The organism is Mycobacterium sp. NS-7484, from assembly GCF_001953975.1.
GTDB lineage: Bacteria > Actinomycetota > Actinomycetes > Mycobacteriales > Mycobacteriaceae > Mycobacterium.
This window is the reverse complement of the sequence record NZ_MBEJ01000022.1, coordinates 1-24,915: the sequence shown is the minus strand read 5'-3', so window position 1 is coordinate 24,915 and position 24,915 is coordinate 1. Positions and strand designations below refer to the sequence as shown.

20 protein-coding genes are annotated in these 24,915 nt (G+C 66.7%); 2 read left to right on the top strand and 18 right to left on the bottom strand.

All coding sequences use genetic code 11. The features are described 5' to 3' along the window. Nucleotides 1–50: 50 nt before the first annotated feature. The 6 genes from A5733_RS04660 to ftsY form a co-directional block, all read right to left on the bottom strand. Entirely contained in the window at nt 51–1,115 is a 1,065-nt protein-coding gene (locus A5733_RS04660; protein ID WP_076239271.1) for an amidohydrolase family protein, read from the bottom strand. A 4-nt stretch (nt 1,116–1,119) separates the two neighbouring features. Then, on the bottom strand, nt 1,120–2,685 hold the full coding sequence (gene ffh / locus A5733_RS04655) for a signal recognition particle protein (RefSeq protein WP_067775018.1): 1,566 nt from the start codon (nt 2,683–2,685) through the stop codon (nt 1,120–1,122). A gap of 46 nt (nt 2,686–2,731) precedes the next feature. Continuing rightward, a complete protein-coding gene (locus A5733_RS04650) occupies nt 2,732–5,260 on the bottom strand; it encodes a [protein-PII] uridylyltransferase (RefSeq protein WP_076239270.1) in 2,529 nt (842 codons plus the stop codon). A gap of 87 nt (nt 5,261–5,347) precedes the next feature. Next, complete coding sequence (locus A5733_RS04645; RefSeq protein WP_018600748.1) at nt 5,348–5,686, bottom strand: P-II family nitrogen regulator; 339 nt, start codon at nt 5,684–5,686, stop codon at nt 5,348–5,350. Nucleotides 5,687–5,720: 34 nt separating this feature from the next. Beyond that, nucleotides 5,721–7,070 carry an ammonium transporter gene (locus A5733_RS04640; RefSeq protein WP_076239269.1) on the bottom strand — a complete coding sequence of 450 codons (1,350 nt, stop codon included), beginning with the start codon at nt 7,068–7,070 and terminating at the stop codon, nt 5,721–5,723. Nucleotides 7,071–7,251: 181 nt separating this feature from the next. Continuing rightward, complete coding sequence (ftsY, locus tag A5733_RS04635) at nt 7,252–8,652, bottom strand: signal recognition particle-docking protein FtsY (RefSeq protein WP_142253814.1); 1,401 nt, start codon at nt 8,650–8,652, stop codon at nt 7,252–7,254. Between the two features lie 417 nt (nt 8,653–9,069). Here ftsY and A5733_RS04630 point away from each other — a divergent pair, with 417 nt between their 5' ends. Continuing rightward, a complete protein-coding gene (locus A5733_RS04630) occupies nt 9,070–10,647 on the top strand; it encodes a PE-PPE domain-containing protein (protein ID WP_083666002.1) in 1,578 nt (525 codons plus the stop codon). Here the strand turns inward: A5733_RS04630 and smc are convergent. From smc to A5733_RS04615, 3 genes are read right to left on the bottom strand one after another with little or no spacing between them, the layout of a single operon-like run. Beyond that, a complete protein-coding gene (smc, locus tag A5733_RS04625; protein WP_076239266.1) occupies nt 10,634–14,221 on the bottom strand; it encodes a chromosome segregation protein SMC in 3,588 nt (1,195 codons plus the stop codon). The genes A5733_RS04630 and smc overlap by 14 nt on opposite strands. A 26-nt stretch (nt 14,222–14,247) precedes the next feature. Next, the gene (locus A5733_RS04620) at nt 14,248–14,553 is read right to left on the bottom strand and encodes an acylphosphatase (RefSeq protein ID WP_067775033.1); all 306 of its coding nucleotides are present in this window, start codon (nt 14,551–14,553) and stop codon (nt 14,248–14,250) included. Then, nucleotides 14,550–14,957: an OsmC family protein gene (locus A5733_RS04615; RefSeq protein ID WP_067775036.1), complete on the bottom strand. Its 408-nt coding sequence runs from the start codon at nt 14,955–14,957 to the stop codon at nt 14,550–14,552. Before A5733_RS04615 ends, A5733_RS04620 begins: the two co-directional genes overlap by 4 nt. Before the next feature lie 125 nt (nt 14,958–15,082). Here A5733_RS04615 and A5733_RS04610 point away from each other — a divergent pair, with 125 nt between their 5' ends. Continuing rightward, on the top strand, nt 15,083–15,889 hold the full coding sequence (locus A5733_RS04610) for a hypothetical protein (RefSeq protein ID WP_076239265.1): 807 nt from the start codon (nt 15,083–15,085) through the stop codon (nt 15,887–15,889). A 16-nt stretch (nt 15,890–15,905) separates the two neighbouring features. On the opposite strand, the gene mutM is transcribed toward A5733_RS04610, so the two are convergent. The 9 genes from mutM to A5733_RS04565 form a co-directional block, all read right to left on the bottom strand. Then, a complete protein-coding gene (gene mutM, locus A5733_RS04605) occupies nt 15,906–16,772 on the bottom strand; it encodes a bifunctional DNA-formamidopyrimidine glycosylase/DNA-(apurinic or apyrimidinic site) lyase (RefSeq protein WP_076239264.1) in 867 nt (288 codons plus the stop codon). Nucleotides 16,773–16,778: 6 nt separating this feature from the next. Then, nucleotides 16,779–17,483 (bottom strand): ribonuclease III, encoded by a 705-nt coding sequence (gene rnc / locus A5733_RS04600; protein WP_076239263.1) that lies wholly within the window; start codon nt 17,481–17,483, stop codon nt 16,779–16,781. Further along, nucleotides 17,480–18,097 carry a DUF177 domain-containing protein gene (locus A5733_RS04595; RefSeq protein ID WP_076239262.1) on the bottom strand — a complete coding sequence of 206 codons (618 nt, stop codon included), beginning with the start codon at nt 18,095–18,097 and terminating at the stop codon, nt 17,480–17,482. Before A5733_RS04595 ends, rnc begins: the two co-directional genes overlap by 4 nt. 67 nt (nt 18,098–18,164) lie before the next feature. Continuing rightward, nucleotides 18,165–18,902 carry a cell division protein SepIVA gene (gene sepIVA, locus A5733_RS04590; RefSeq protein ID WP_067775052.1) on the bottom strand — a complete coding sequence of 246 codons (738 nt, stop codon included), beginning with the start codon at nt 18,900–18,902 and terminating at the stop codon, nt 18,165–18,167. 138 nt (nt 18,903–19,040) lie between these two features. Beyond that, complete coding sequence (locus A5733_RS04585; protein WP_076239261.1) at nt 19,041–19,607, bottom strand: hemerythrin domain-containing protein; 567 nt, start codon at nt 19,605–19,607, stop codon at nt 19,041–19,043. Nucleotides 19,608–19,692: 85 nt separating this feature from the next. After that, on the bottom strand, nt 19,693–20,169 hold the full coding sequence (gene coaD / locus A5733_RS04580; protein WP_076239260.1) for a pantetheine-phosphate adenylyltransferase: 477 nt from the start codon (nt 20,167–20,169) through the stop codon (nt 19,693–19,695). Nucleotides 20,170–20,205: 36 nt separating this feature from the next. After that, nucleotides 20,206–20,760 (bottom strand): 16S rRNA (guanine(966)-N(2))-methyltransferase RsmD, encoded by a 555-nt coding sequence (gene rsmD / locus A5733_RS04575; protein ID WP_076239259.1) that lies wholly within the window; start codon nt 20,758–20,760, stop codon nt 20,206–20,208. Beyond that, a complete protein-coding gene (locus A5733_RS04570) occupies nt 20,757–24,176 on the bottom strand; it encodes a pyruvate carboxylase (protein WP_076239258.1) in 3,420 nt (1,139 codons plus the stop codon). The genes rsmD and A5733_RS04570 overlap by 4 nt, the downstream gene beginning before the upstream one ends. Before the next feature lie 34 nt (nt 24,177–24,210). Beyond that, nucleotides 24,211–24,837, bottom strand: coding sequence for a vitamin K epoxide reductase family protein (locus A5733_RS04565; RefSeq protein ID WP_076239370.1), 627 nt, complete (start codon nt 24,835–24,837; stop codon nt 24,211–24,213). Nucleotides 24,838–24,915 lie beyond the last annotated feature (78 nt).

The window sequence follows — 24,915 nt, the reverse complement described above, 5'->3', positions numbered from 1 at the left end:
TGTGCACCTGCGGTAACGGTGGGCGTTACCGCAGGTGCACAAATCGCCGGTCAGTAGACGCGACCGCGCAGGATCACCAGATCCGGATGGTTGACGCCCCCGTGCCGCGGATCCTCGCGGTAGCACACCAGATCCGCCGACGCGCCGTGTTCCAGCGCGGGCCGGCCCAACCATGCCCGGGCGTCCCAGCTGGCCGCGCCCAGTGCCGCCGTCGGGCTCATCCCGACGCCCTTGAGCGCCTCGATCTCGTCGGCGATACGACCGTGCGCGACCATGCCGCCGGCATCGGTGCCGGCGAAGACCGGCACCCCGGCCGCATAGGCGGCGCCGACGCGGTCCCGGCAGGACGCGTAGAGATCGCGCATGTGCTTGGCATACGTCGGGTATTTCCCGGCCGCATCGGCGATGCCGGGAAAGTTGTCGATGTTGATCAAGGTGGGCACCAGCGCCGTACCGTGCTCGAGCATCAACTCGATGGTGTCGTCGGTGATCCCGGTGCCGTGCTCGATGCAGTCGATCCCGGCGTTGATCAGCCCGGGCAGGGCGTCCTCGCCGAACACGTGCGCGGTGACCCGCGCACCCTCGGCATGCGCCGCGTCGATCGCGGCCTTGAGGATCTCGTCGGACCACAGCGGTGCGAGGTCGCCGATGCTGCGGTCGATCCAGTCGCCGACCAGCTTCACCCACCCGTCACCCCACCGGGCCTGCTCGGCCACCGCCGCAGGTAGCTGTGACTCGTCCTCGATGTCGATCGGCAGCCCGGGGGAATATCGCTTGGGGCGAGCCAGGTGACGACCGGCCCGGATGATGCGTGGCAGGTCCTCGCGGTCGTCGAAGCTGCGGGTGTTCACCGGTGAACCGGCGTCCCGCAGCAACAGCGCACCGGCGTCGCGTTCGGTCTGCGCCTGCACCACCGACTCGTCCAGCGACACCGCACCACCAGGCCCGAGGCCGACGTGGCAGTGCGCGTCGACCAGGCCAGGGATGATCCAACCGCCGTCAAACACGTTGTCGGCGTTGGCAATCGGTTCGGCCGACAGCACGCCCTGATGGATCCACCATTGCACTTCTTCGCCGTCCGGGAGCCCCCAGCCACGAATGTGCAGCGCGCTCATCGGGCTACTTCTGGCCGGGGAACTTCAACTTCGACAGGTCGAAATCGGCCAAACCGGGCGGCAACTCGTCCAGCCCCTTCGGCATCTTGGACAAGTCGGGGAAGCCGGCGGGCATCCCGGCGCCCAATGGGTTGCGCGGCGGAGTCGGGCCTTTCCCGGACTGACGACCCTTCTTCTTGCCGGCCTGCTTGTTCTTACCCTTGGCCGCCTTGCGGGTCGAACCCTTGCGGCCGAACGGCATACCCATCTGGCCGGCCATCTGCGACATCATCTTGCGGGCGTCGAAGAACCGGTCGACGAGTTGGTTCACCTCGGAGACGCTGACACCCGAGCCGTTGGCGATGCGCAGCCGCCGCGAGGCGTTGATGATCTTGGGATCGGCCCGTTCGGCCGGGGTCATGCCGCGGATGATGGCCTGCACCCGGTCGAGTTGGCTGTCGTCGACCGCGGCCAACGCATCCTTCATCTGCCCGGCGCCGGGCAGCATGCCCAGCAGGTTGCCGATCGGCCCCATCTTGCGGATCGCCAGCATCTGCTCGAGGAAGTCCTCCAGAGTCAGCTCGCCCGAACCGATCTTGGCGGCGGCCTCCTCGGCCTTCTGCTGATCGAAGACCTGCTCGGCCTGCTCGATGAGGGTGAGCACGTCGCCCATCCCCAGGATGCGGCTGGCCATCCGGTCGGGGTGGAAGACGTCGAAGTCCTCCAGCTTCTCCCCCGCCGACGCGAAAAGAATCGGCACACCGGTGATCTCGCGGACCGACAGCGCCGCACCACCGCGGGCGTCGCCGTCGAGCTTGGTCAACACGACGCCGGTGAACCCGACGCCCTCGCGGAATGCCTCGGCGGTGGCGACGGCGTCCTGGCCGATCATCGCGTCGAGCACGAACAGCACTTCGTCGGGGTTGACGGCGGCGCGGATGGCCGCGGCCTGGCCCATCAATTCCTCGTCGATACCGAGCCGGCCCGCCGTATCGACCACGACCACGTCGAAGTGTTTGGCCTTCGCCTCGGCCAGACCGGCCGAGGCGACCGCCACCGGGTCCCCGTGACCGGCCTGCTCCAGACCCTCGACGGAGGTACCCGGATGCGGGGCGAACACCGACACCCCGGCGCGCTCACCGACGATCTGCAGCTGGTGGACCGCGCCGGGCCGCTGCAGGTCACATGCCACCAGAAGCGGGCTGTGCCCCAGGCCCTTGAGCCACTTCGCCAGTTTGCCCGCCAGCGTCGTCTTACCCGCACCCTGCAGGCCGGCGAGCATGATGACCGTCGGCGGGTTCTTCGCGAAGGCCAATTGACGGGTCTGGCCGCCGAGGATGCCGATCAGCTCCTCGTTGACGATCTTGACCACCTGTTGCGCGGGATTCAGCGCAGCGGAGACCTCGGCGCCCTTGGCCCGGTCCTTGATCCGCGCGACGAACGCACGCACCACCGGCAGTGATACGTCCGCCTCCAGCAGGGCCAACCGGATCTCGCGCGCCGTGGCGTCGATATCGGCGTCGGTCAACCGCCCCTTGCCGCGTAGGCCCTGCAGGGCTCCGGTCAACCGGTCAGACAGGCTTTCAAACACGTGGTAAGCCTAGCGGTCGGGGGGTTGGGCGGACGTCGACCCGCCCTCAACCGGCCTGTTCGGCGGGTGTGGCCGGTTTGGGTGGGGGCGCGGGCAGGACCGCGAGCATGTCGCGCTCCAACTTCTCGCGCACGGCGTCTGGACCGCCATCGCCGGCCGCCAGTGTCGGTGCGGTGATGCCGAATACGTCGATCACCGAGGATCCCAGTGTGGTGACCTTGGCCCACGCCACATCCACGCCGTCGGTTTCGAACACCGCGGTCAGCCGGGCCAGCAGGCCGGACCGGTCGATGGTGCGGATCTGCACGATGAGCTCACCGGGCCCGCCGCCGGGCGACCACAGAATGCGCGGCTGGGCGGGCACGTGGTTGGCCGGAACTGCGGCCAGGATCTCCCCGGCGCGGGTGGTCGGATACCGGGCCGCCTCGCGATCGCGTCGGTCGAGTGCGTCCATCACCTCCAGATCACCGTTGAGCGCCAGGATCAACTGCTGACGGAGCAGCTCCGCCGCCGGTGGCGCGCCGAAGTGTGGGGACACCACGAACGTGTTGATGGCCGAACCCTCGTGGCTGTTGACCGACGCGGAGTGGACCCGCAGTGAGTGCAACGCCAACACACCCGCCGCCTTCGACAGCAGACCTCGCCGGTCCGGGGCGATCATCGTCACGTTGTAAATGTGTGGCGAGTCCGCCGGGATGAGCTCCACATGGACACCGACGTCGGCGGCCAGGGCGAGGAATCGCGGCTCGATGGGGTCGGGCTTGGGCAATGGCTCGCCGGCCATCACCAATCGGCACCGCCGCACCAGGTCGCCGATCAGCGATGCCTTCCAGTCGCCCCACACCCCGGGGCCGGTGGCCAGCGAATCGGCCTCGGCCAGGACGTTCAGCAGCTCCAGCAGCACCATGTCGCCGCCGAGCGCATCGGCGACCGCGTCAATCGTCTTGGGATCCTGCAGGTCTCGTCGGGTCGCGGTGTTCGGCAGCAGCAGATGGTGGCGGACCATCTTGGACAGCACCTCAATGTCGGAGGGCCACAACCCCAGCCGGGTGCCGATCTGGGTGGCCAGCTCGGCGCCGATGACACTGTGGTCGCCACCACGACCCTTGCCGATGTCATGGCACAGCGCACCCAGCAGCAACAGATCCGGGCGCGATACCCGTGTGGTGAAAGCACTTGCACGCGAGACCGTTTCGGCCAGATGACGGTCAACGGTCCAGATGTGGACGACATCGCGGGGTGGCAGGTCGCGCACCGCACCCCATTCCGGGAACAGCCGTCCCCACAGGCCGGTGCGGTCCAGGGCCTCGATCGTGGCAACTGCGGCCGGCCCGGACGCCAACAGCACCAGGAGGTCCTTGAGCGCCTGACGCGGCCAGGGGGTGCGCAGCTCCGGCGCGGTTTCAGCCAGCCGGCTCAACGTGGAGACGGCCATCGGCAGGCCGGTGCTGGCCGACGCCGCGGCGACCCGCAGGATCAGGCCCGGGTCACGTTCCGGGCGGGCGTCACGGGCCAGGATCACCTCACCGGCGTACTCGATGACCCCTTCGTCCAGCGGGCGTCGCACCGGGCGGCGCAGGGCCGCAAAGCCACGGCGGGGCAAGGCGTTGGCGGCGGTGCGAATACCGGAGTCGACGTAATAGCTCACGGTGCGCGCGGCGTCCGAGAGCATCCGGGCCAGGTCGAAGCGGTCTCCGATCCGCAGCGCCGCCCCGATCTCGTCGGCGTGCTGGGCCAGCAGGGTTTCTCGACCACGGCCGGAGGCGCGGTGCAATTCGGTCCGAACATTCAGCAGTGCCAGGTGCGCACCGCCCAGCGTCCCGGTCGGCGAGGCCAGGGCACGGCTCGGATACACATCGGCCAATTGGGCTATCGCCAGTGCGTTGAGCAGTTGGACGTCACGCAGCCCACCCCGGCCGGACTTCAGATCGGGTTCGGCGCGGTGGGCGATCTGACCGCTGCGCTGCCACCGTGCCTGTGCATGGTCGATGAGTTCGTCGAACCGCGAAGCGATTCCGATCCGCCACTGCCGGCGCGCGCCACCCACCAGCAGCATGGACAGATCGGCATCACCGGCGATATGCCGCGCGTCGAGCATGGCCAGGCCCGCCGCGATGTCCTCACCGGCCACTTTCAGCGCCTCGGGCACGGTACGGACACTGTGGTCGATGCGAATATTGGCGTCCCACAACGGATACCAGAGCTGCTCGGCCACTTCCGAGACCACGGCCAGTGGCATGTTGTCGTGCAACAGCATGAGATCCAGATCCGAGTACGGCAGCATCTCACCGCGACCCAGACCACCGGTAGCCACGATGGCAAAACCACTGGAGGCCGTGATACCGATCTCGGCGGCCTTTGTGGTGAGCCAGAATTCGTGTAGATCGAGCAATGCGTCGCGCAGTTCAGCCGCATCCAGCTGACGCGATCCTCCGTTGAGCAGCTGTTGGGTGGCCGCCGCCAAGTCGTTGGCGGGGCGTGGCGAGCCGGTCGGAGCCTCCCCGAGGGGGGCTCCGGTACCGGCCGGCTCCTCACGCAACCACTCGCGGGTGGATTCTGGTTGCTGCTCTGTCATTTGGACTCCTCCCCCGGCCGACGACCCACCAACGCTCACACGGTTCGGCCGGGAGACTCGGTCGACCAGCTGTTCGACCGACTGCGGCTACAGTGCGTCGGCGCCGCGTTCCCCGGTCCGGACCCGGACCACGGTGTCAACCGGGCTGACCCAGACTTTCCCGTCGCCGATCTTGCCGGTACGGGCGGCTTGCACGATGACGTCGACCACCTTGTCGACCGCGGAGTCTTCGACGACGACCTCGACCCGGACCTTCGGTACGAAATCGACCGAGTATTCGGCGCCCCGGTAGACCTCGGTGTGCCCCTTCTGCCGGCCGTAACCCTGTACCTCGCTGACGGTCATTCCGAGAATGCCCGTCTGCTCCAGGCCGGTCTTGACATCTTCCAGCGTGAACGGCTTGACGATCGCAGTGATCAGCTTCATAAATTCCATCCCTTCGGTGGCCAATTGTTCCCGATCAGGCGAGCTCGTAAGCCGTTTCTGCATGCTCGGTCTCATCGATACCGGTGGCCTCATCTTCTTCCGTGACACGCCAGCCCAGCGGTTTGAGGGCCAACGCAATGATGGCAGTCATGACCGCGGTGAATACGGTTGCCACGACGGCAATCACGATCTGGACCACCAATTGCCTGACCCCGCCGCCGTAGAACAGGCCGGTTTCGGTGGCGAAGAAGCCGATTCCGATGGTGCCCCACAGACCGGCGACGAGGTGGACGCCGACGACGTCGAGTGAATCGTCGTAGCCGAGCTTGTATTTCAGACCGATGGCCAGGGCGGACAAGGCACCGGCGATGGCGCCGAGGATCAGTGATCCGATCGGGCTGAGCGCACCGCAGGCCGGCGTGATGGCAACCAGACCGGCAACGATGCCCGAGGCCGCACCGACACTGGTCGGATGTCCGTCGCGGATGCGTTCGACCACCAGCCAGCCCAGCATCGCCGCGGCGGTGGCCGCCGTGGTGTTGATCCAGACCAGGCCGGCGGTGGCATCGGCGGCGCCTTCGGAACCGATGTTGAACCCGAACCAGCCGAACCACAGCAGCGCGGCGCCCAGCATCACCCACGGGATGTTGTGCGGCCGGAAGGCCATCTTGCCGAAGCCGCGGCGCCGGCCCACCAGGATCGCCAGCACCAAGGCGGCCATACCCGCGTTGATGTGCACCACGGTGCCGCCGGCAAAGTCGATGGGCGCCACCGTTGCGGTGGCCGTGCCGTCATCACCCACGGTGGTCCCGAACAGCCAGGAGGCAAAGCCCCGCTCGTTGTTCGACAGCAGACCGCCGCCCCAAACCATATGCGCCAGAGGGAAGTACACCAGGGTGACCCAGATACCCGCGAACGCCAGCCAGGTGCCGAACTTGACCCGCTCGGCCAGTGCACCGCTGATCAGTGCGACCGTGATCACCGCGAAGGTGAGCTGGAACGCCACCCACACGATCGCCGGGACGGAGCCGAACCCGCCGATGACGTGGAGTTCCTGGCCACCGATCTCACGCGTCTCAAGCAGCTGGGTCAGACCGAACAGCGAGAACGGGTTGTCGAAGACTCCGCCGACGTCCGACCCACCGGTGTGTGCGGACGCGAACGACATCGAGTAGCCCCACAGGACATAGATGACGCTGACGACGCCCAGGGCCCCGAAGGACATCATCATCATGTTGAGCACGGACTTCTGCCGGGAGAGGCCGCCGTAGAAGAACGCCAGGGCCGGCGTCATCAGCAACACCAGCGCGGCACTTGCGAGCACCCAGGCCGTATCGCCGCTGTCGAATGCGGCGAACGATTCGTCAGGTAGGGCTAAGACCACTTTGTGTGAACCTCCTTGGGAAGTGCGCCGAAAGATCGGCTCCCGATGAGATTCGTTGTGTGCCGTTTCATCGGTGATGCGGATGCGTTTCGTCGAAGTGAACGCAATCCGGATCCCCGTTACCTTCATGTTTCCCGAAACTCACGCCGCGTACCGGCGCGCCGGGAACTCAGAGACCCGCTCAGCCCAGCAGGGCGTCGACGAAGGCCGCCGGCTCGAAGGGCGCCAGATCGTCCTGGCCTTCTCCGAGCCCCACGAGCTTGACCGGCACCCCGAGTTCCTGCTGAACCCGGAACACGATGCCGCCTTTGGCAGTGCCGTCGAGTTTGGTCAACACCACCCCGGTGATGTCGACGACTTCGGCGAACACCTTGGCCTGGGGCAGGCTGTTCTGGCCGATCGTGGCATCCAGCACCAGCAGCACCTCATCGACGGCGGCACGCTTCTCCACCACCCGCTTGACCTTGCCCAGCTCATCCATCAGGCCGGTCTTCGTGTGCAGGCGACCAGCAGTGTCGACGACGACCACGTCGGCGCCGGCCTTGATGCCCTCGTCGACGGCGTCGAACGCCACCGAGGCCGGATCGGCACCTTCGGCGCCTCGTACCACCTCGGCGCCGACGCGCGCAGCCCACGTCTGCAACTGGTCGGCAGCCGCAGCGCGGAAGGTGTCCGCCGCGCCCAGCACGACACGTCTGCCGTCGGCAACCAGCACCCGGGCCAGCTTGCCGACGGTGGTGGTCTTGCCGGTGCCGTTGACACCCACGACCAGCAGCACCGACGGCTTGTCGGCATGCGGAAGCGCCTTGATCGAGCGGTCGAGCTCGGGGCGCAACTCCGACATCAGCACTTCGCGCAACACTGCACGGGCTTCGGCCTCACTGCGGACACCCTTGCTGGCCATCCGCTCGCGCAATGCCGCCACCACGGATTCGGTGACCACAGGCCCCAGGTCGGCGATCAACAGGGTGTCCTCGACCTCTTCCCATGAATCCTCGTCGAGGTCGCCGCCGCCGAGCAGCCCGAGCATGCTGCGGCCCAAGGCATTCTGCGACTTGGCGAGGCGCCCGCGCAGCCGGTCCATTCGGCCTTCGGCCGGGGCGATGGCCTCGACCTCGGCGGCGACGACATCGGTCACCTCGGTCGAGGGTGCGGCGGGTTCTTCCGGTGCCTCGGCTTCCGCTTCGGGCTTTTCGGGTGCTTGCGGTACGGCCGGCGCTTCCGGCGCTTCGGGTGCGGCGGGCTCCTGGGGAGCAGCAGGCGCCTGGGATAGAGCGGTCTCGACCGGCGGCTCGGGCAGTTGTACGTCGGAGATCGTGCGCCGGGGCGCGTCCCGCGGAATCGTGGCGTCGTCACCGACGGCCGGCAACCCGCTGGTATCGATCCGTTCAGCGGTCGGCGCGGCCGATTGGCTGAAGGTGATCCCGGACGAGGCCGTGTATCCCCCGGAGCGGTCGATCGGTTTCGCCGCGTCCTCTTTCGACAGGCTGATCCGTCGCCGGCGGTACCGCACCAATCCGACGGTCAGCGCGATGACGACGAGAACAGCGACGACCGCAATGGCGATCCAGAGACCCAACAACGCACCATCTGTCACCTCGCCATTGTCTCAGGGCGAATGACCGGCGCCGACCGGCCCCGTTTGGCGGCCGTGGGCGAACAGAACCTACTGCGCTCCGCGCCTCGCGGCCAGATCGTCACGCCCAATTTGCCAAAAATGCCGGTACGTATACGTACCAGAGAGTACGTTTCGGTCAGTATCCGTTTTGCACCCACACGTTCACGCCCGCCGTCGGCGTGCCCAGCCGCTTAGCTGTGTTTGCGTCATGACCTACAAGAAATGCATTTCATTACGGTTTCAAGATCGGTTTCAGTTTCTTTTCGGATTTGCTGAAAACCGCGCACCATGTGGTTCACGATGCACCTGGATCGGGAATGACCACAGCCGTAGCCGGTGCGCGGTCTTTCCCTCGGAATATTTGCGAACGGGAGAACAAAGATGCCCACGCGTGTGCTTCGAGGGGTGTCGCTGGCGATCGTCGCGCTGATCGGCACGGTCGGGCTCGCGGTGATCGCGAGCATGACCACGCTGGTCCAGTTGACCGCCACCGCGCTCATCATGGGTGGAACCGGGATGAAGGCGTTGGGTGCTCCACATCAGTGGGGCGCCGGAAGCTACGTGGATCAGGTGAACAACACCTATCTGTCGGACCGCCATCTGGATGAGGACGATTTGGCCTGGGTTTCCACACCTGAGCAGTTCTGGCCGGCCACCGGCCTGACTGATGCCACCTTCGACACCTCCGTCGCGCGCGGCGTGCTCAGCCTCAACAACGCGGTTCTGGCGACATCGGGCGAGAAGATCGTCGTCGGCTACTCGCAGAGTGCCAACATTGCCACCCGGGAGAAGCGGAACCTCGCCGAACTGCGGGCGCAAGGCGCCACCGTCCCGGCCGCCGACGAACTGTCATTCGTGTTGATCGCCAATCCCAACCGGCCCAACGGCGGAATCCTGGCCCGCTTCGAGGGGCTCTATATCCCGATTCTGGGCATCAGCTTCGACGGCGCCACACCCGATGACGAGTACGCGACGATCGACGTGGCCCGTGAATACGATCTGATCGCCGACTTTCCGAAGTACCCGCTCAATCTGCTGGCCGATCTCAACGCCCTGATGGGGTATGTCTACCTGCACCCCAATTACGGCTCATCGGTAGTGCACCTCGACGATCCCAGCACCTACCAGTCCTACACCTCCGGCAACACCACCTACTACCTGGTGCACACCGAACATCTGCCGCTACTGCAGCCCTTGCGCGACATCCGGATTCTCGACCCGGCACTGGACCTGATCGAGCCGACCCTGCGCGTTCTGATCGACCTCGCCTATGACCGCACACCCGAGCACATGGGCGTACCGACCCGAGCCGGGCTGTTCCCCGACATCGACTGGGACAAACTGGCGTCGGATCTGACCGCCGCAGCCAACGACGGCATCCGCGACGCGCTCGCCGATCTCGGTATCGATGTCGACCGCGACGGCGTCGGTCCGGAAAGCCCGGCGCCGCTGGGTAAGTCAGCTCCCCGTACGACCGCAACCGGCGGCGTGACGGACCCTGACACGCTGCCACGCCGGGTCGGCCCGCACCTGTCAGGGCTTCGGTCGACGACCGACGGCCACCGCTTCGCTCCCGAGGACACCGAGACCGACGCCGACGCCGACCCCGCCACCGACGCCGGTCGCGCGCCGCAAACCGGACCGGTGCCAGAGCAGGAGTCTGAGCCGAGCGGCTCGGATACGAAGGCGACATCGGAACGCACCCGAAAGCCTCTGCGGCAGTCCCTCATCCACAAGAAGACGTCCGATATCGCCGAGGCCGAGGCCACCTCGCCCCAGGCACGCCCCGATCGTCCCGACCGTCGAGTCCACCGCGTCGACCATGACAAGGACGCAGCCGGGACGAGCGCCGAAGACACGAAAGACCCAGAACCACAAAGCAAACCGCGTCATCCGCATCGCGTCGGGAAGTCCGACGGGTCACGTGACCGGGCATCGGCCGGCGTCAGCTCGAGTTGACCGCCAGTTCCTGTCCGCGCATCCGCTGGGAGATCACGGTGGTGATACCGTCACCGCGCATGGTCACGCCGTAGAGCGCGTCGGCGACCTCCATCGTCGGCTTCTGATGGGTGATCACAATCAGCTGCGACTTTTCCCGCAGCTGCTCGAACAGGCTGATCAGCCGCCGCAGGTTGACATCGTCGAGTGCGGCCTCCACCTCGTCCATGACATAGAACGGGGACGGCCGGGCCCGGAAGATCGCCACCAACATCGCCACCGCGGTCAACGACTTCTCGCCGCCGGACAACAGCGACAGGCGCTTGATCTTCTTGCCCGGCGGTCGCGCCTCGACCTCGATGCCGGTGGTCAGCATGTCCGCCGGGTTGGTGAGCAACAACCGGCCCTCCCCACCCGGGAACAGCGTGGAGAACACCTGCTCGAACTCGCGCTCGACGTCGACGTACGCCTCGGTGAACACCTGCAGGATGCGGGCGTCCACGTCGGCGATGACGTCGAGCAGATCGCTACGGGCCGCCTTCACGTCCTCCAGTTGCGTCGAGAGGAAGTTGTAGCGTTCTTCCAGCGCCGCGAACTCCTCCAGCGCAAGCGGATTCACCCGGCCCAATTCCGAGAGCTCGCGTTCGGCCTTCTTGGCCCGACGCTCCTGCGTCGGCCGGTCGAACGGCATCGGTGCCGGCGCGGTCACCTGCTCGCCCCGCTCACGGGCCTGCTCGTATTCGGCCATCTCCAACTCACTGGGTGGCAGCGCCACCTGCGGCCCGTATTCGGCGATGAGGTCGGCGGCGGGCATGCCGAACTGCTCCAGCACCTGCGCTTCGAGTTGTTCGATCCGAAGCGCCGCTTGCGCTTTGGCCATCTCGTCGCGGTGCAGCGCATCGGTCAGTGCGGTGATCCGCGCGTTGAGCTCGGAGACTTCGTCGCGTGCCTGAGACAACGCGGTCCCCCGCAATTGGCGCTCGGTGGCCAACTCGTCACGCATCTGTGAGGCCACCGCCACCACGGCGCTGAGCCGTTGCGCCACGACACGACCTGACTCGGACACGGCAGCGGCCACCCGCGCCGCATGTTCACGGGCTTCGCGGGCGCGTTGGGCGCGTACCCGGGCCTCACGCTCGGCCGCGGCGGCGCGGCGGAGCGAATCCGCGCGTCCGCGAACCGCATTGGCCCGCTCCTCAGCGGTACGCACCGCCAGGCGGGCCTCCACCTCGACCGAACGGGCCGCCTCCGCGGCGGCCATCGACGCCTGCCGATCCACCGGCTCGGCTTCGAACGTCGGGAGCTGTTCGGCATTGTGCAGCCGCGACTCGAGTTCGGTGAGTTCCTCGACGGTCTTGGTGCGTCCGGCCTCAAGCTCGTCACGCTGGCGGATCAACCGCTGCCATTCGTCGCCGGCGACTCGGGATTCCTGCCCCAGCCGCCCCAGTTGCTCATAGATCGCCGAGATCGCCGCGTCCGACTCGTTGAGCGCGGCCATCGCCTCTTCGGCGGCCTCCTGCCGGGCAGCCTGTTCTGCCAACGCGCCCGAGAGCGCGGCGGCCAGCTCGCCGGTCTGACGCTCGGCGGTATCCAGTTCGCGGCGGGCCTTGTCGATCTCCGAGCTGATCTCCAGTGTCGACGGCTTCCGGTCGGAGCCACCGCTGATCCAACCGGCACCGATGAGATCGCCGTCGGCGGTCACCGCGCGCAGGTCGGGTCGCTCCGACACCAGTTGCACGCCGGCGCGCAGATCTGTCACCACGGCCACCCCGGCAAGCATCGCGGTGATCGCGCCGCGGAGCCGATCGGGAACGGTGACCACGTCGTTGGCCCAGAGCGCGCCGTCGGGAAGCACACCTGACGGTGCGGCCCCGTTGGTCTTCCAGTCCCCCAGCAACAGGGCCGCCCGGCCGCCGTCGGATTCCTTCAGCGCGGCCACCGCGGCGGCAGCCACCCCGAAGTCCTCGGCCGCCAACGCATCTGCGGCCGCCCCGAGAACCGTTGCCACCGCCACCTCGTGACCCGGTTGGACCTTCAGGTAGTCCCCGATGGTGCCGAAAAGGCCTGCGCCACTGTGGTTCTTCTGTAACCAGGCGGCGCCGTCGCGCCGATCCAGGCTGACGGACAGTGCCTCGATACGGGCGTGCAGCGAGGCCACCTGTCGTTCCGCCGCGCGCTCGGCCGCCTGCAGTTCCGCCACCCGCTCATCGGCGAGCTTCAACGCGGCCACCGAGCGGTCATGCTGTTCGTCCAAACCGACTTCACCGGCATCGAGTTCGCCGACCCGGCTCTGGACGGTCTCGAATTCCGCTTGGGCCTGTTGGGCTTTGGCCGCAGCTTCCTCGATGCTGACCGACAACCGCATGACACCCTCGTCGATCGACTCGACCCGGGTGCGCATCGTGTCGACCTGACCCGCCAGCCGGGCCAGACCTTCGCGGCGGTCGGCCTCGGCGCGGGCCGCCGCCAAATGTGCACGCTCGGCCTCGGCCGCCAGCTGTTCGCGCTCGGCCAGTTCGGCGCGCGCGCTCTCCAGAACGATGCGCGACTCTTCCAGCTCGCCGAGCAGCTCCATCTCGAGTTCGGCGACTTCCTCGGCCTCGGCTTCCAAGGCCTCGGGATCGCGTCCGTTGGAGATCTCCGGCTCGGCATCGAACAGCTTCGCCCGGTCGGTCGCGATGCGGATGGTGGCACTGACCCGCTCGGCCAGTGCCGACGCCCGAAACCAGGTCTGCTGGGCGGCCTCGGCCCGGCGGGTCAGTTCGGCCACCGCGGCCTCGTGCGCCTGCAATTCGACAGTCGCGGTCTCCAGCCTGGTCGTCGCCTCGTCGTGCTCGCGGCGCAACGTGGTCTCGGCCTGGTTGGTGTTGTGGAACTCGACCTGGCGTCTGACCAGGTCGTCGGCGGCCAGCCGGAGGCGGGCATCTCGCAGATCGGCCTGGATGGTCGCGGCACGCCGCGCCATCTCGGCCTGGCGGCCCAGCGGCTTGAGCTGGCGACGCAGCTCGGTGGTCAGGTCGGTCAGGCGGGCCAGGTTCGCCGCCATCGAGTCGAGCTTGCGGACCGCCTTTTCCTTGCGCTTGCGGTGTTTGAGGACGCCGGCAGCCTCCTCGATGAAGGCGCGACGGTCCTCGGGACGCGACTCCAGGATCTCGGCGAGCTTGCCCTGGCCGACGATGACGTGCATTTCACGCCCGATGCCGGAGTCACTGAGCAGTTCCTGGACGTCCATCAGTCGGCAGCTGCTGCCGTTGATCTCGTATTCGCCTGCGCCGTCCCGGAATACGCGACGGGTGATCGATACCTCGGAGTACTCGATCGGCAACGCGTTGTCGGAGTTGTCAATGGTGAGCGTCACCTCGGCGCGGCCCAGCGGCGCCCGCGACGACGTGCCGGCGAAGATGACGTCTTCCATCTTGCCGCCGCGCAGAGTCTTGGCGCCCTGCTCGCCCATCACCCAGGTCAGGGCGTCGACCACGTTCGACTTGCCCGACCCGTTCGGACCGACGACACAGGTGATGCCGGGTTCGAAACGCAGAGTCGTCGGCGAGGCGAAGGACTTGAAGCCCTTCAACGTCAGACTCTTGAGGTGCACGGCGTTTTACCCTACCGCCGAGTCGGCTACCGTTCGCGAAACCCCGCCATCGGGGCGTCGGCTTCCGTCCAATCTGCGACGACGTTGTCCACCGACCCCGGGGTTTGACCGCTTCCCAGCAGCTCAAGCAACTGCTGACACTTGTCCCGAGGCCCCTGGGCCACGACATGCACGCGGCCGTCGGGCCGATTCGAGGCAAACCCGGTCAGGCCGAGCTCCAACGCCCGCGACCGGGTCCACCACCGGAACCCCACGCCCTGCACATGACCGTGCACCCAGGCGCTCAACCGCACCTCGGCCTCGCGGTCAGCGGGGAGTTCCGGCCCGGTCATCGCGTTTCGACCTCGAACCTGACCTCGGTGCCCGACTTGAGGGTGCGGCCGACCGTGCAGACCTGGTCGACGGCCCGCTCGACCACGGTCAGCAGCCGGGCCACCTCGGACTCGGACAGATCCGACACGTCGATCTCGAGTTTCTCCTCGAGCAGCGGGTACCGCTCCTGCTCGCGGTCGGCCGGTCCGGAGACCCGGATCGTGGCCGGGTAGTCATCACCGAGGCGGCGGCGCAGCGGCTGATCACTGGCCATTCCGCTGCACGCAGCGAGCGCGATCTTCAGCAACTCGCCCGGGGTGAACACCCCCTCGACGTCCTCACTGCCGACGAGTACCTCTGCGCCGCGGGAGCTGCGCCCGACATAGCGGCGCACACCGGTACGGTCAACCCAAAGTTCGGTCACGGAGTATTTCTACACGTCGCGATACCCGCGTATTCCAGCGGCGATGGTCCATACCACGGGTTCGGCCCGCCGCCCAGCCGGGCCGCGACGATAGACTCGACACACCGACTTCGCTGAGGAGCACCGTGACCTATCCACCGAGCAATCAGCCCACCCCGCCGTCGGGTCCTCCAGGCCCGTGGCAGCAGCCGTACCAGCCGCAGGGCTATCCGAACCCGGCCGGGGGTCCCGAGCAACCCTATGGAGCCTCCTACGGAGGTCCTCAGCAACCGCAGCAGCCCTACGGCTCCCCGTACGGCGCACCGCAACAGCCCCAGCAGCCCTACGGCTCCCCGTACGGCGCGCCCCAACAACCGCAGCAGCCCTACGGCTCACCCTATGGGGCACCTCAGCAGCCCTACGGCGCGCCGCAGCAGCCGTACGGCTACCCCACCCCCCATCCGCCGAGCGGTGGCAACAACAAATGGCTGCTTATCGGCGGCGCGGTGCTGGTCGCGTTGATCCTCGTCGGCGGCATCATCATCTTCGCCATGAGCGGTGATTCGGATTCAACCGGAAGCCGCACCACGGCGGGCGGTTCCTCACAGTCCGGCGGCTCGTCGAGTTCGGGCGAGAGCGACGCCGAGAAAGAGGTACGGGACTTCCTCGACGAGGTGATGACGAGCACCAGCGACCTCAAGGACGCGCTGCCGTATTTCTGCCAGGCCGATCAGGACCTGTTCGAGAAGCTCGGTGGGCTGGACGCGATCGACATCCCGCACAGCACCGATCCCACCGGGTCGGCCGAGATCACCAAGATCACGGTCAACGGCAACAAGGCCGTCGTCGACATCTCGAGCAGCGCCGGACCGGGCAAGTTGTACCTGCGTAAAGAGGGCGGCTCCTGGACGCTCTGCATGTCCGACATGCCGGGCATGCCCAGCATGCCCTGATCAAACCGGGAGGGTGTCAGCCCCGGGGCCGGGGCTGACATTTCGGGCAGTAGAACGATGACCGGTTCATGAACTTGTCACGGCGCATCACCGCGCCGCACCGGCGGCACGGCTCGCCTTCGCGGCCATAGGCGTCCAGGGACCGCTCGAAGTACCCCGATTCGCCGTTGACGTTGACATACAGAGAGTCGAATGACGTACCGCCCTGGCTGAGCGCATCGGTCATCACCGCCGCGGCAGCGTCGAGTATCTCGGCCAGCCTGCGGCGCGGCAGCAAGGCAGCCGTTCTGGCACCGTTGACCTTGGTGCGCCACAGCGCCTCGTCGGCGTAGATGTTCCCGATTCCGGAGACCACGGTCTGATCGAGCAGCTGACGCTTGATCTCGGAATGCTTGCGCCGCAACACCGTTACCACCTTGTCGCGATCGAACAGTGGGTCCAGCGGGTCACGTGCCACATGCGCGACCGGCTGCGGCAGGGTGGTGCCGTCCACCGTCACCAGATCGGCCAGCTGCCAACCGCCGAACGTCCGCTGATCGACGAAGCTCAGCGCGGTGCCGTCGTCGAGCAGCGCGGCGATCCGCAGATGCCGGTCGTCACGAATCGGGCCCAGCAGCATCTGCCCGCTCATCCCCAGGTGCACCACCAACGCCTCGGTGGCGTCCTCGCTGTCCTCCTCGGCCAGGTTCAACCACAGGTACTTGCCGCGGCGCCCGGTTCCGGTGATGCGCGCCCCCAACAGTCGGGCGGTGAGGTCGGCCGGGCCGGCCTCGTGACGGCGCACGGCACGGGGATGATGCACGCGCACCGCCGAAATGGATTTGCCCGCAACATGTTCGGCCAAACCGCGGCGGACGACCTCTACCTCGGGTAGTTCTGGCATCGGTCGTCACGCATTGTCGAGGGCTTTGTCCAGCGCGTTCCAGGCCGCGGCGGCCGCCTTGAGTTCGGCCTCTTTCTTGTTGCGCCCCACACCCCTGCCGTATTCGACGTCGGCCACCACCACGACCGCTGAGAATTCCTTGTCATGGTCAGGTCCGGTGGAGGTCACCACATAACTGGGCGCACCGAGGCCTCGTGAAGCGGTCAGCTCCTGCAGGCTGCTCTTCCAGTCCAGGCCCGCGCCCAGCGTCGGGGCGGTGTCGAGCAACTGACCGAACAGCCGCAGGATCACCTCCCGAGCGGTGGTCAGTCCGTGCTCCAAATAGATTGCCCCGAGCAGGGATTCGACGCCGTCGGCGAGAATGCTGGACTTGTCGGCGCCCCCGGAGTTCTCTTCTCCCTTACCCAGCAACAGGTGGCTGCCCAGGCCGCTCTCGGTCAGACCACGGCCGACGTCGGCCAGCGCCTGGGTGTTGACGATGCTGGCCCGCAGTTTGGCCAGATCGCCTTCGGAACGTTCGGGGTGGCGGTGGTAGAGCTCCTCGGTGATCGTCAATCCCAAGACCGCGTCGCCGAGGAACTCCAACCGCTCGTTGGTCGGTAAGCCACCGTTTTCGTACGAAAAGCTGCGGTGGGTCAGCGCGATGGTGAGTAGTTCGGAGGGAAGTTCGACGCCAAGAGACTCCAGCAGTGCCGCGTGCGAATCGCTCACTTCTGGTCCCCGGGGCGCTCGTCGTCGGGCAGCATCGCGGCCAGCTTCGCCCAGCGGGGGTCGATCTTGTCGTGGTGGTGGCCCGGCTCGGCGGTGGCCAATGCGACCCCGCAGTCCGGGCACAGTCCGGGGCAGTCCGCACGGCACAGCGGGGAAAACGGCAACGCCAGCCCGACCGCATCGATGATCGGTTGCTCCAGGTCGACCGTGTCGGCCTGACCGGCCGACCCGACCCGGCTCACCTCGTCGGACTCGGTGGTCTCGTCGGTGGCGCTGTCCGGGTAGGCGTACAGCTCGGTGAGATCGATTTCGACGTCACCGGTGAGTTCGGTAAGGCACCGCGCGCATTCTCCGACGGTGGGCGCCGACACCGTGCCGGTGACCAGGACGCCCTCGGACACCGACTGCAACTGCAGGTCCAGATCCAGCGGAGCACCCTCGGGAATGGCCACCAGTTCGACCCCGATCCGTACGGGGCTGGGCACCGTGTCGCGGTGGGTCAGGAACGAACCCGGCCGCCGGCCCAGTCGCGCGACGTCGATCACCAAAGGCGATCGGGGGTCACCGTGCCGTCCAGTTGCCCCCTGTCCACCCGATTTCGCACCCGTCGCCATGAATCAATCCTACGGCGGCGTCAGTACGCACCATGACGCAGTGCGCGTCGACAAACCGGGAAAGCGGTCAGCGGGTGGCGTAGTCGTGCGTACCGGCGGTGGTGCGTAGCTGGTGACGGCCACGACCGACCGAGCGCAGCGTGCCGTTGAGGAAGTCCTCGAACTCGGCCAGTTTGCTGTCGACGTAGATGTCGCACTCCCCGCGCAAGCGGTCGGCCTCGGCGTGTGCGGAGTCGATCAGGCGGGTAGCCTCGGCCGTCGCGGTGGACACGATCTCGGTCTGCGACACCAGACGCTGTTGCTCCTTGATGCCCTCCTGGACCGCCTTCTCGTAGGACAGGTTGCCGTTCTCGATCAGCCGGTCGGCTTCGGCCTTCGCCCGGCCGGTGCTGGCCTCGTACTCGCGCTTCGCCACGGCGGCGAGACGCGCGGCCTCTTCACGCGCTTCACCGACCATGCGCTCGCTGTGCGCACGTGCTTCGGCAACCATCCGGTCGGCCTGCGCCTTGGCATCGGCCAGCAGCCGGTCGGCCTCGCTGCGGGCGTGGTTGATCATGCCGTCAGCGTCGGCATTGACCTTGGACATCACCGATTCGGAGTGCTCCTTGGCTTCCCGCAACAGCGAATCGCGGGCATCGAGCACGTCCTGGGCATCGTCGAGCTCGCCGGGGATCGCGTCCTTGATGTCGTCGATCAGCTCGAGCACATCACCGCGCGGCACCACGCAACCGGCGGTCATCGGCACACCACGCGCTTCTTCGACAATCGCGCCGAGCTCGTCGAGCGCTTCAAAAACTCGGTACACGGCAAAACCCTCCAGGCCTCGTTGTTAGTGACCAGTGTGCCTGGTGTTACGCCTGTGACTTGGGAGCACAATCGGTGTGTCGCCCCGACGGTTGGCCTGCGTGAGCGCGATCACTCCGGACCACGGCGCGGCGGCCGCTTACCTCAAGGCCGAACCGATCAGATCCCGAGCCCGGTCGAGCATCGACGCGAACGGCCCGACAGCGAAATTCAGCCCGGCCGATTCGACGCCTGGATGCGGTCGGGTGGGCGCGATCGACTCGGCGGCCTTGACGGCTTTGACCATCCGTTCGAGATCGTCGGCGTCGAGTTTGCGATGCAGCTTGTCGAATTCGTCGTGCTCCTCGTGCTCGGCATGGTCGATCACGGCGTCCCGGAAGTTCGCGAGCTCGGTGAGGAATCCGTCGGACCCGATGTCCATGCTCTCCAGCGCGGCGAGCTGCTCCTTGGCCGTGTGTTCCTCCTGCAGGAGGCTGTCGACGATCTCGTCGCCGGCGGCGAGCTCGCGGCGCACCCGCGGATGCACGACCATCTCCTCGGCTGTCTCGTGCACCGCCAGCAACTGGCGTAGTTCGACGAACGCCTTCTCCCGGGCCTCGGTGGTGGAGGCGGAAAAGACTTCCTCGAACAGGTCCTTGATCAGGTTGTGCTGGTCTTTGAGGAACTTCACGACGTCATCGGTGGATTGAACGAATGTGTTCGGCACGGCGGACCTCCGCATGATCGGATTTCGATGTCACGGCGCATGGGCTGAGCGCCTCGGACATCAGATACCCGCCGTGGTGGGAAGGCTAACCGCCGAGCTTTTCCCGGAGCCTGCGATTGACGGGCTCGGGTAACAACGCCGACACGTCACCGCCGAGCGAGGCGACCTCCTTGGCCAACGACGACGACACGAACGAATACTGCGGCGTGGTAGCCACGAAGAAGGTGTCGACACCGGCAACGTGCTTGTTCATCTGCGCCATCTGCAACTCGTATTCGAAGTCGGTGCCGGTGCGCAGACCCTTGACGATCGCGGTCAGACCGTGCGCCTTGACGAAGTCGACCACCAGACCCTGACCGGACTCGACCCTAAGATTCGGCAGATGCGCGGTCGATTCGGCGATCATCGCCATCCGCTCGTCGACGTCGAACATGCCCTTCTTGTTGGGGTTCACCAGAACCGCCACCACAACCTCGTCGAACTGCGCCGCTGCGCGCTCGAAAACATCGACATGACCGAGGGTCACCGGATCGAAGGAGCCGGGGCATACCGCGCCACTCATGAGTCACGACGGTACAGGCCGCCGCATTCCCCGGCGCTAGCCTACCTCCGCGAGTTCGACGCGGGTGTCACCGTAGCGTCGGCTACTCAGCGCGTCCCAACCCGGCGGCCAGTTCACCGGCCGACTCGACGAGCGCCGTTCCACCAGCACAAAGCTGCCGGCAGCCACCCAGCCGCCGTCGGCCAACGCGGTGAGCATCGCGTCGACCGCAGCGTCGTCGAGGTCATAGGGCGGGTCGGCGAACACCAGATCCATCGGCCGCGCACCACCGGCGGCGAGCACGGTCTCGACACTGCCCCGGCGCACCGTGGCCGCGCGGAAGCCAAGGGCGGCAATGTTTTCGGCGATGACGGTGGCGGCACGTTGATCGGCCTCGACGAAAAGTGCCGAAGCCGCACCACGCGAGAGCGCTTCCAGACCGAGCGCTCCCGACCCGGCGTACAGATCAAGTACTGACAACCCGGCGAAATCCAGCCTCGCGGTGAGCGAGTTGAACACCGCCTCGCGGACGCGATCGGACGTCGGCCGGGTTCCCTTGCGGGGCACCGCAATGCGGCGCCCACCGTGTGCCCCCGCGATGATGCGGGTCAGATCGATCCCCCGGTCGCTTCGCTCCTGCCCGCCGAACCCACCACGACCAGCAGGTCGCCGCCCTCGACCTGTGCGGTGGCACTGACCGCGACACGTTCGACGGTACCGGCCTTGGGGGCGGTGATCGCGGCTTCCATCTTCATCGCCTCGATGGTGGCGATCGTGGCACCGGCTTCGACGGTGTCGCCGGCGGCAACTCCGACGGTGACCACACCGGCGAACGGGGCGGCCACATGATCGGGATTGTTGCGGTCGGCCTTCTCGGCGGCCGGGACCTCACTGGCGATGCTGCGGTCACGCACCGTGATCGGACGCAGCTGCCCGTTGAGGATGCACATCACGGTGCGCATGCCGCGCTCGTCGGCATCGGAGATGGCCTCCAACCCGATCAGCAACTGCACCCCACGCTCAAGCTCGACACGATGCTCCTCGCCGTAGCGCAGCCCGTAAAAGAACTGGTTGGCACTGAGCCCCGAGGTGTCGCCGTACTCCTCACGGTGGGCCTCGAACTCCTTGGTCGGACCGGGGAACAGCAACCGGTTCAGCGCCGCCTGCCGCTTGGGGCCGGGCGCGGCCAACAACGCCTCATCCTCGACCGAGAGGTCCTGGATCGGTTTGGCCGGGCCGCGGCCGTCAAGAGCCTTGGTGCGCAACGGCTCTGGCCACCCACCTGGCGGATCGCCCAGCTCGCCGCGCAGGAAACCGATCACGCTGTCGGGAATGTCATAACGGGCCGGGTCGGCAGCGAAATCCTGGGCACTGACCCCCGCACCCAACAGCGCCAACGCCAGATCCCCGACCACCTTCGAGGAAGGGGTCACCTTCACCAACCGACCCAACACCCGATCAGCCGCCGCGTAATTGGCCTCGATCTCCTCGAACCGATCTCCGAATCCCAACGCAATCGCCTGCTGGCGCAGATTCGACAGCTGCCCACCGGGGATCTCGTGGGTGTACACCCGCCCCGTCGGTGCCGGCAAACCACTCTCAAAGGGCGCGTAGACCTTTCGCAGCGCCTCCCAATACGGCTCCAGCTCACACACCGCACCCAGATCCAGCCCGGTGTCATAGTCGGTGTGCGCCGCCGCGGCCACGATCGAGGACAGTGCGGGCTGACTGGTCGTGCCCGCCAGCGGCGCGGCCGCCCCGTCCACCGCCGACGCGCCGGCCTGCCAGGCCGCCAGATACGTCGCCAACTGCCCGCCGGGGGTGTCATGGGTATGCACATGCACCGGCAGATCGAACCGGGCACGCAACGCACTGACCAACGTGTGCGCCGAGGCCGGCCGCAGCAACCCGGCCATGTCCTTGATCGCCAACACATGCGCACCCGCATCGACGATCTGCTCGGCCAGGCGCAGGTAGTAGTCCAGCGTGTACAGATTCTCGGCCGGGTCAGACAAATCCCCGGTGTAGGACATCGCCACCTCGGCGATCGCCGTCCCGGTCTGCCGCACCGCATCGATGGCCGGACGCATCGACTCGATGTTGTTGAGCGCATCGAAGATCCGGAAAATATCGATCCCGGTCCGGGTGGCCTCATCGACGAACGCCGACGTCACCAACTCCGGATACGGGGTGTAGCCCACGGTGTTGCGGCCCCGCAACAACATCTGCAGACAGATATTGGGAACCGCCTCACGCAAAGCGGCCAACCGCTCCCACGGATCTTCCTTCAAAAACCGCAGCGCCACATCGTAAGTCGCCCCACCCCAACACTCGATGGACAGCAACTGCGGCATCATCCGCGCCACATACGGCGCCACCTTCAACAACCCGGTGGAGCGCAACCGGGTGGCCAACAATGACTGATGTGCATCACGGAACGTGGTGTCGGTGACCCCGACCGCCTTGGAATCACGCATCCACGCCGCGAAACCCTCCGGGCCCAGCTGCAGCAACCGCTGCTTGGAACCCGGCGCCGGCACCGCCGACAAGTCCAACTCCGGCAGCTTGTCCTGCGGATACACCGCCGACGGACGCTCCCCGTTGGGTTTGTTCACCGTGACATCGGCCAGGTAATTCAAGATCTTGGTGCCGCGATCGGCCGGGGTGTGCGCGGTCAACAACTGCGGACGGTCATCGATGAACGAGGTATTGACCCGCCCGGCCCGGAAATCCGGATCCTCGATCACCGCCTGCAAGAACGGGATATTCGTCGACACCCCACGAATCCGGAACTCCGCCAACGCCCGCCGGGCCCGAGCCACCGCCGTGGAGAAATCCCGCCCCCGACACGTCAGCTTGACCAACATCGAATCGAAATGCGCCAACACCTCGGCCCCGACATTGGTGCCACCATCCAGGCGCACCCCCGCACCACCGGGCGACCGATACGCCGTGATCCGCCCCGTATCCGGCCGGAACCCGTTGGCCGGATCCTCGGTGGTGATCCGGCACTGCATCGCAGCGCCCCGAATCACCAGCGTGTCCTGACTCAACCCCAGATCGGCCAGCGACTCCCCCGCCGCGATCCGTAACTGCGAACCCACCAGATCCACATCGGTGATCTCCTCGGTCACCGTGTGCTCCACCTGAATCCGCGGATTGCACTCGATGAACACATGATGGCCACGCTCGTCGAGCAAGAACTCGATCGTGCCCGCACAGGAATAACCGATCTGGCGGGCGAACGCCACCGCATCGGCGCAAATCCGTTCCCGCAACGCAGGATCCAGATTCGGTGCCGGTGCCAGCTCGATCACCTTCTGATGCCGCCGCTGCACCGAACAATCCCGCTCGAACAAATGCATCACATTGCCGGCGGTATCAGCCAGGATCTGCACCTCGATATGGCGCGGATTGATCACCGCCTGCTCCAGATACACCTGCGGATCACCGAACGCCGACTCCGCCTCACGGCTGGCCGCCTCCACCGCCTCGGCCAACGCGTCAGGATCGGTGACCCGGCGCATCCCACGCCCACCACCACCGGAGACCGCCTTGACGAACAGCGGGAACTCCATATCGGCTGCCGCCGCGACCAATTCATCCACCGACGACGACGGCGCCGACGACGCCAACACCGGCAACCCCGCCGCCCGCGCCGCCTCGATCGCCCGCGACTTGTTGCCGGTCAGCTCCAACACCTGCGACCCCGGACCCACGAACGTGATCCCGGCCTCGGCACACGCCGAGGCCAATTCCGGGTTCTCCGACAAGAACCCGTACCCCGGATAGATCGCATCGGCCCCCGAATGCTGCGCCACCCGGATGATCTCGTCCACCGACAGATAAGCCCGCACCGGATGACCGACCTCACCGATCTGATACGACTCATCAGCCTTCAACCGGTGCAACGAATTGCGATCCTCATACGGATACACCGCCACCGTCGCAATGCCCAACTCATACGCAGCACGAAACGCACGGATCGCGATCTCGCCACGATTGGCGACCAACAACTTGGAAATCACGGGTAGACCTAACCGCCGAGTTATTTCTGGAGTGTTACAGCAGAGTTGACCAATATTCCCAGAAACGCACCAGGATCAACAGGACAAGTGAGGTGAACCAGAGCGTCACGATCGACCAGCGCCACTGGTAGATCGCCCGGGCCGCCGCGTTGGTGGACAGGGGGCGCAGGGCGATGGAACTCGCCACCACGAACAGCGGAATGGTCACCGACCACACCACCATGCAGTACGGGCACAGGGCACCGATCCGGTAAAGGCTCTGGAAGATCAGCCAGTGCACCATGACGGCGCCGAGCAGGCTGCCCAGAGCCAATCCCACCCAGTACCACCGGGGTAGCCGAACTCCCGCAACGGCCAGTACCCCGGTGACCAGGGTGACGGAGAAGGCCACCACGCCGATCAGCGAGTTGGGGAAACCGAATACCGAAGCCTGTGGCGTGGTCATCACCGAGCCGCAGGAGATCACCGGATTGATGCTGCAGGACGGCACATAAGACGGATCGATCAACAGCTCGATCTTCTCGATCGTCAGCGCCAGCGCAGCGGCCAGGCCCAGCACGCCGGCAATCAGAATCCAGACCGCGCCCGCCCGCCCGACGGCCGGTCCCGCCGCGTTCTCGGTTACCGATTCGTCGATCTCGGACGACGCGGTGTCGCTCATGGGTTGGCCGGCGCCGGTGAAGCAGGGGCGGGTGCGGGAGCCGCGGGCGCCGTCGCGATGCTGATTGCCGGCGAGCTG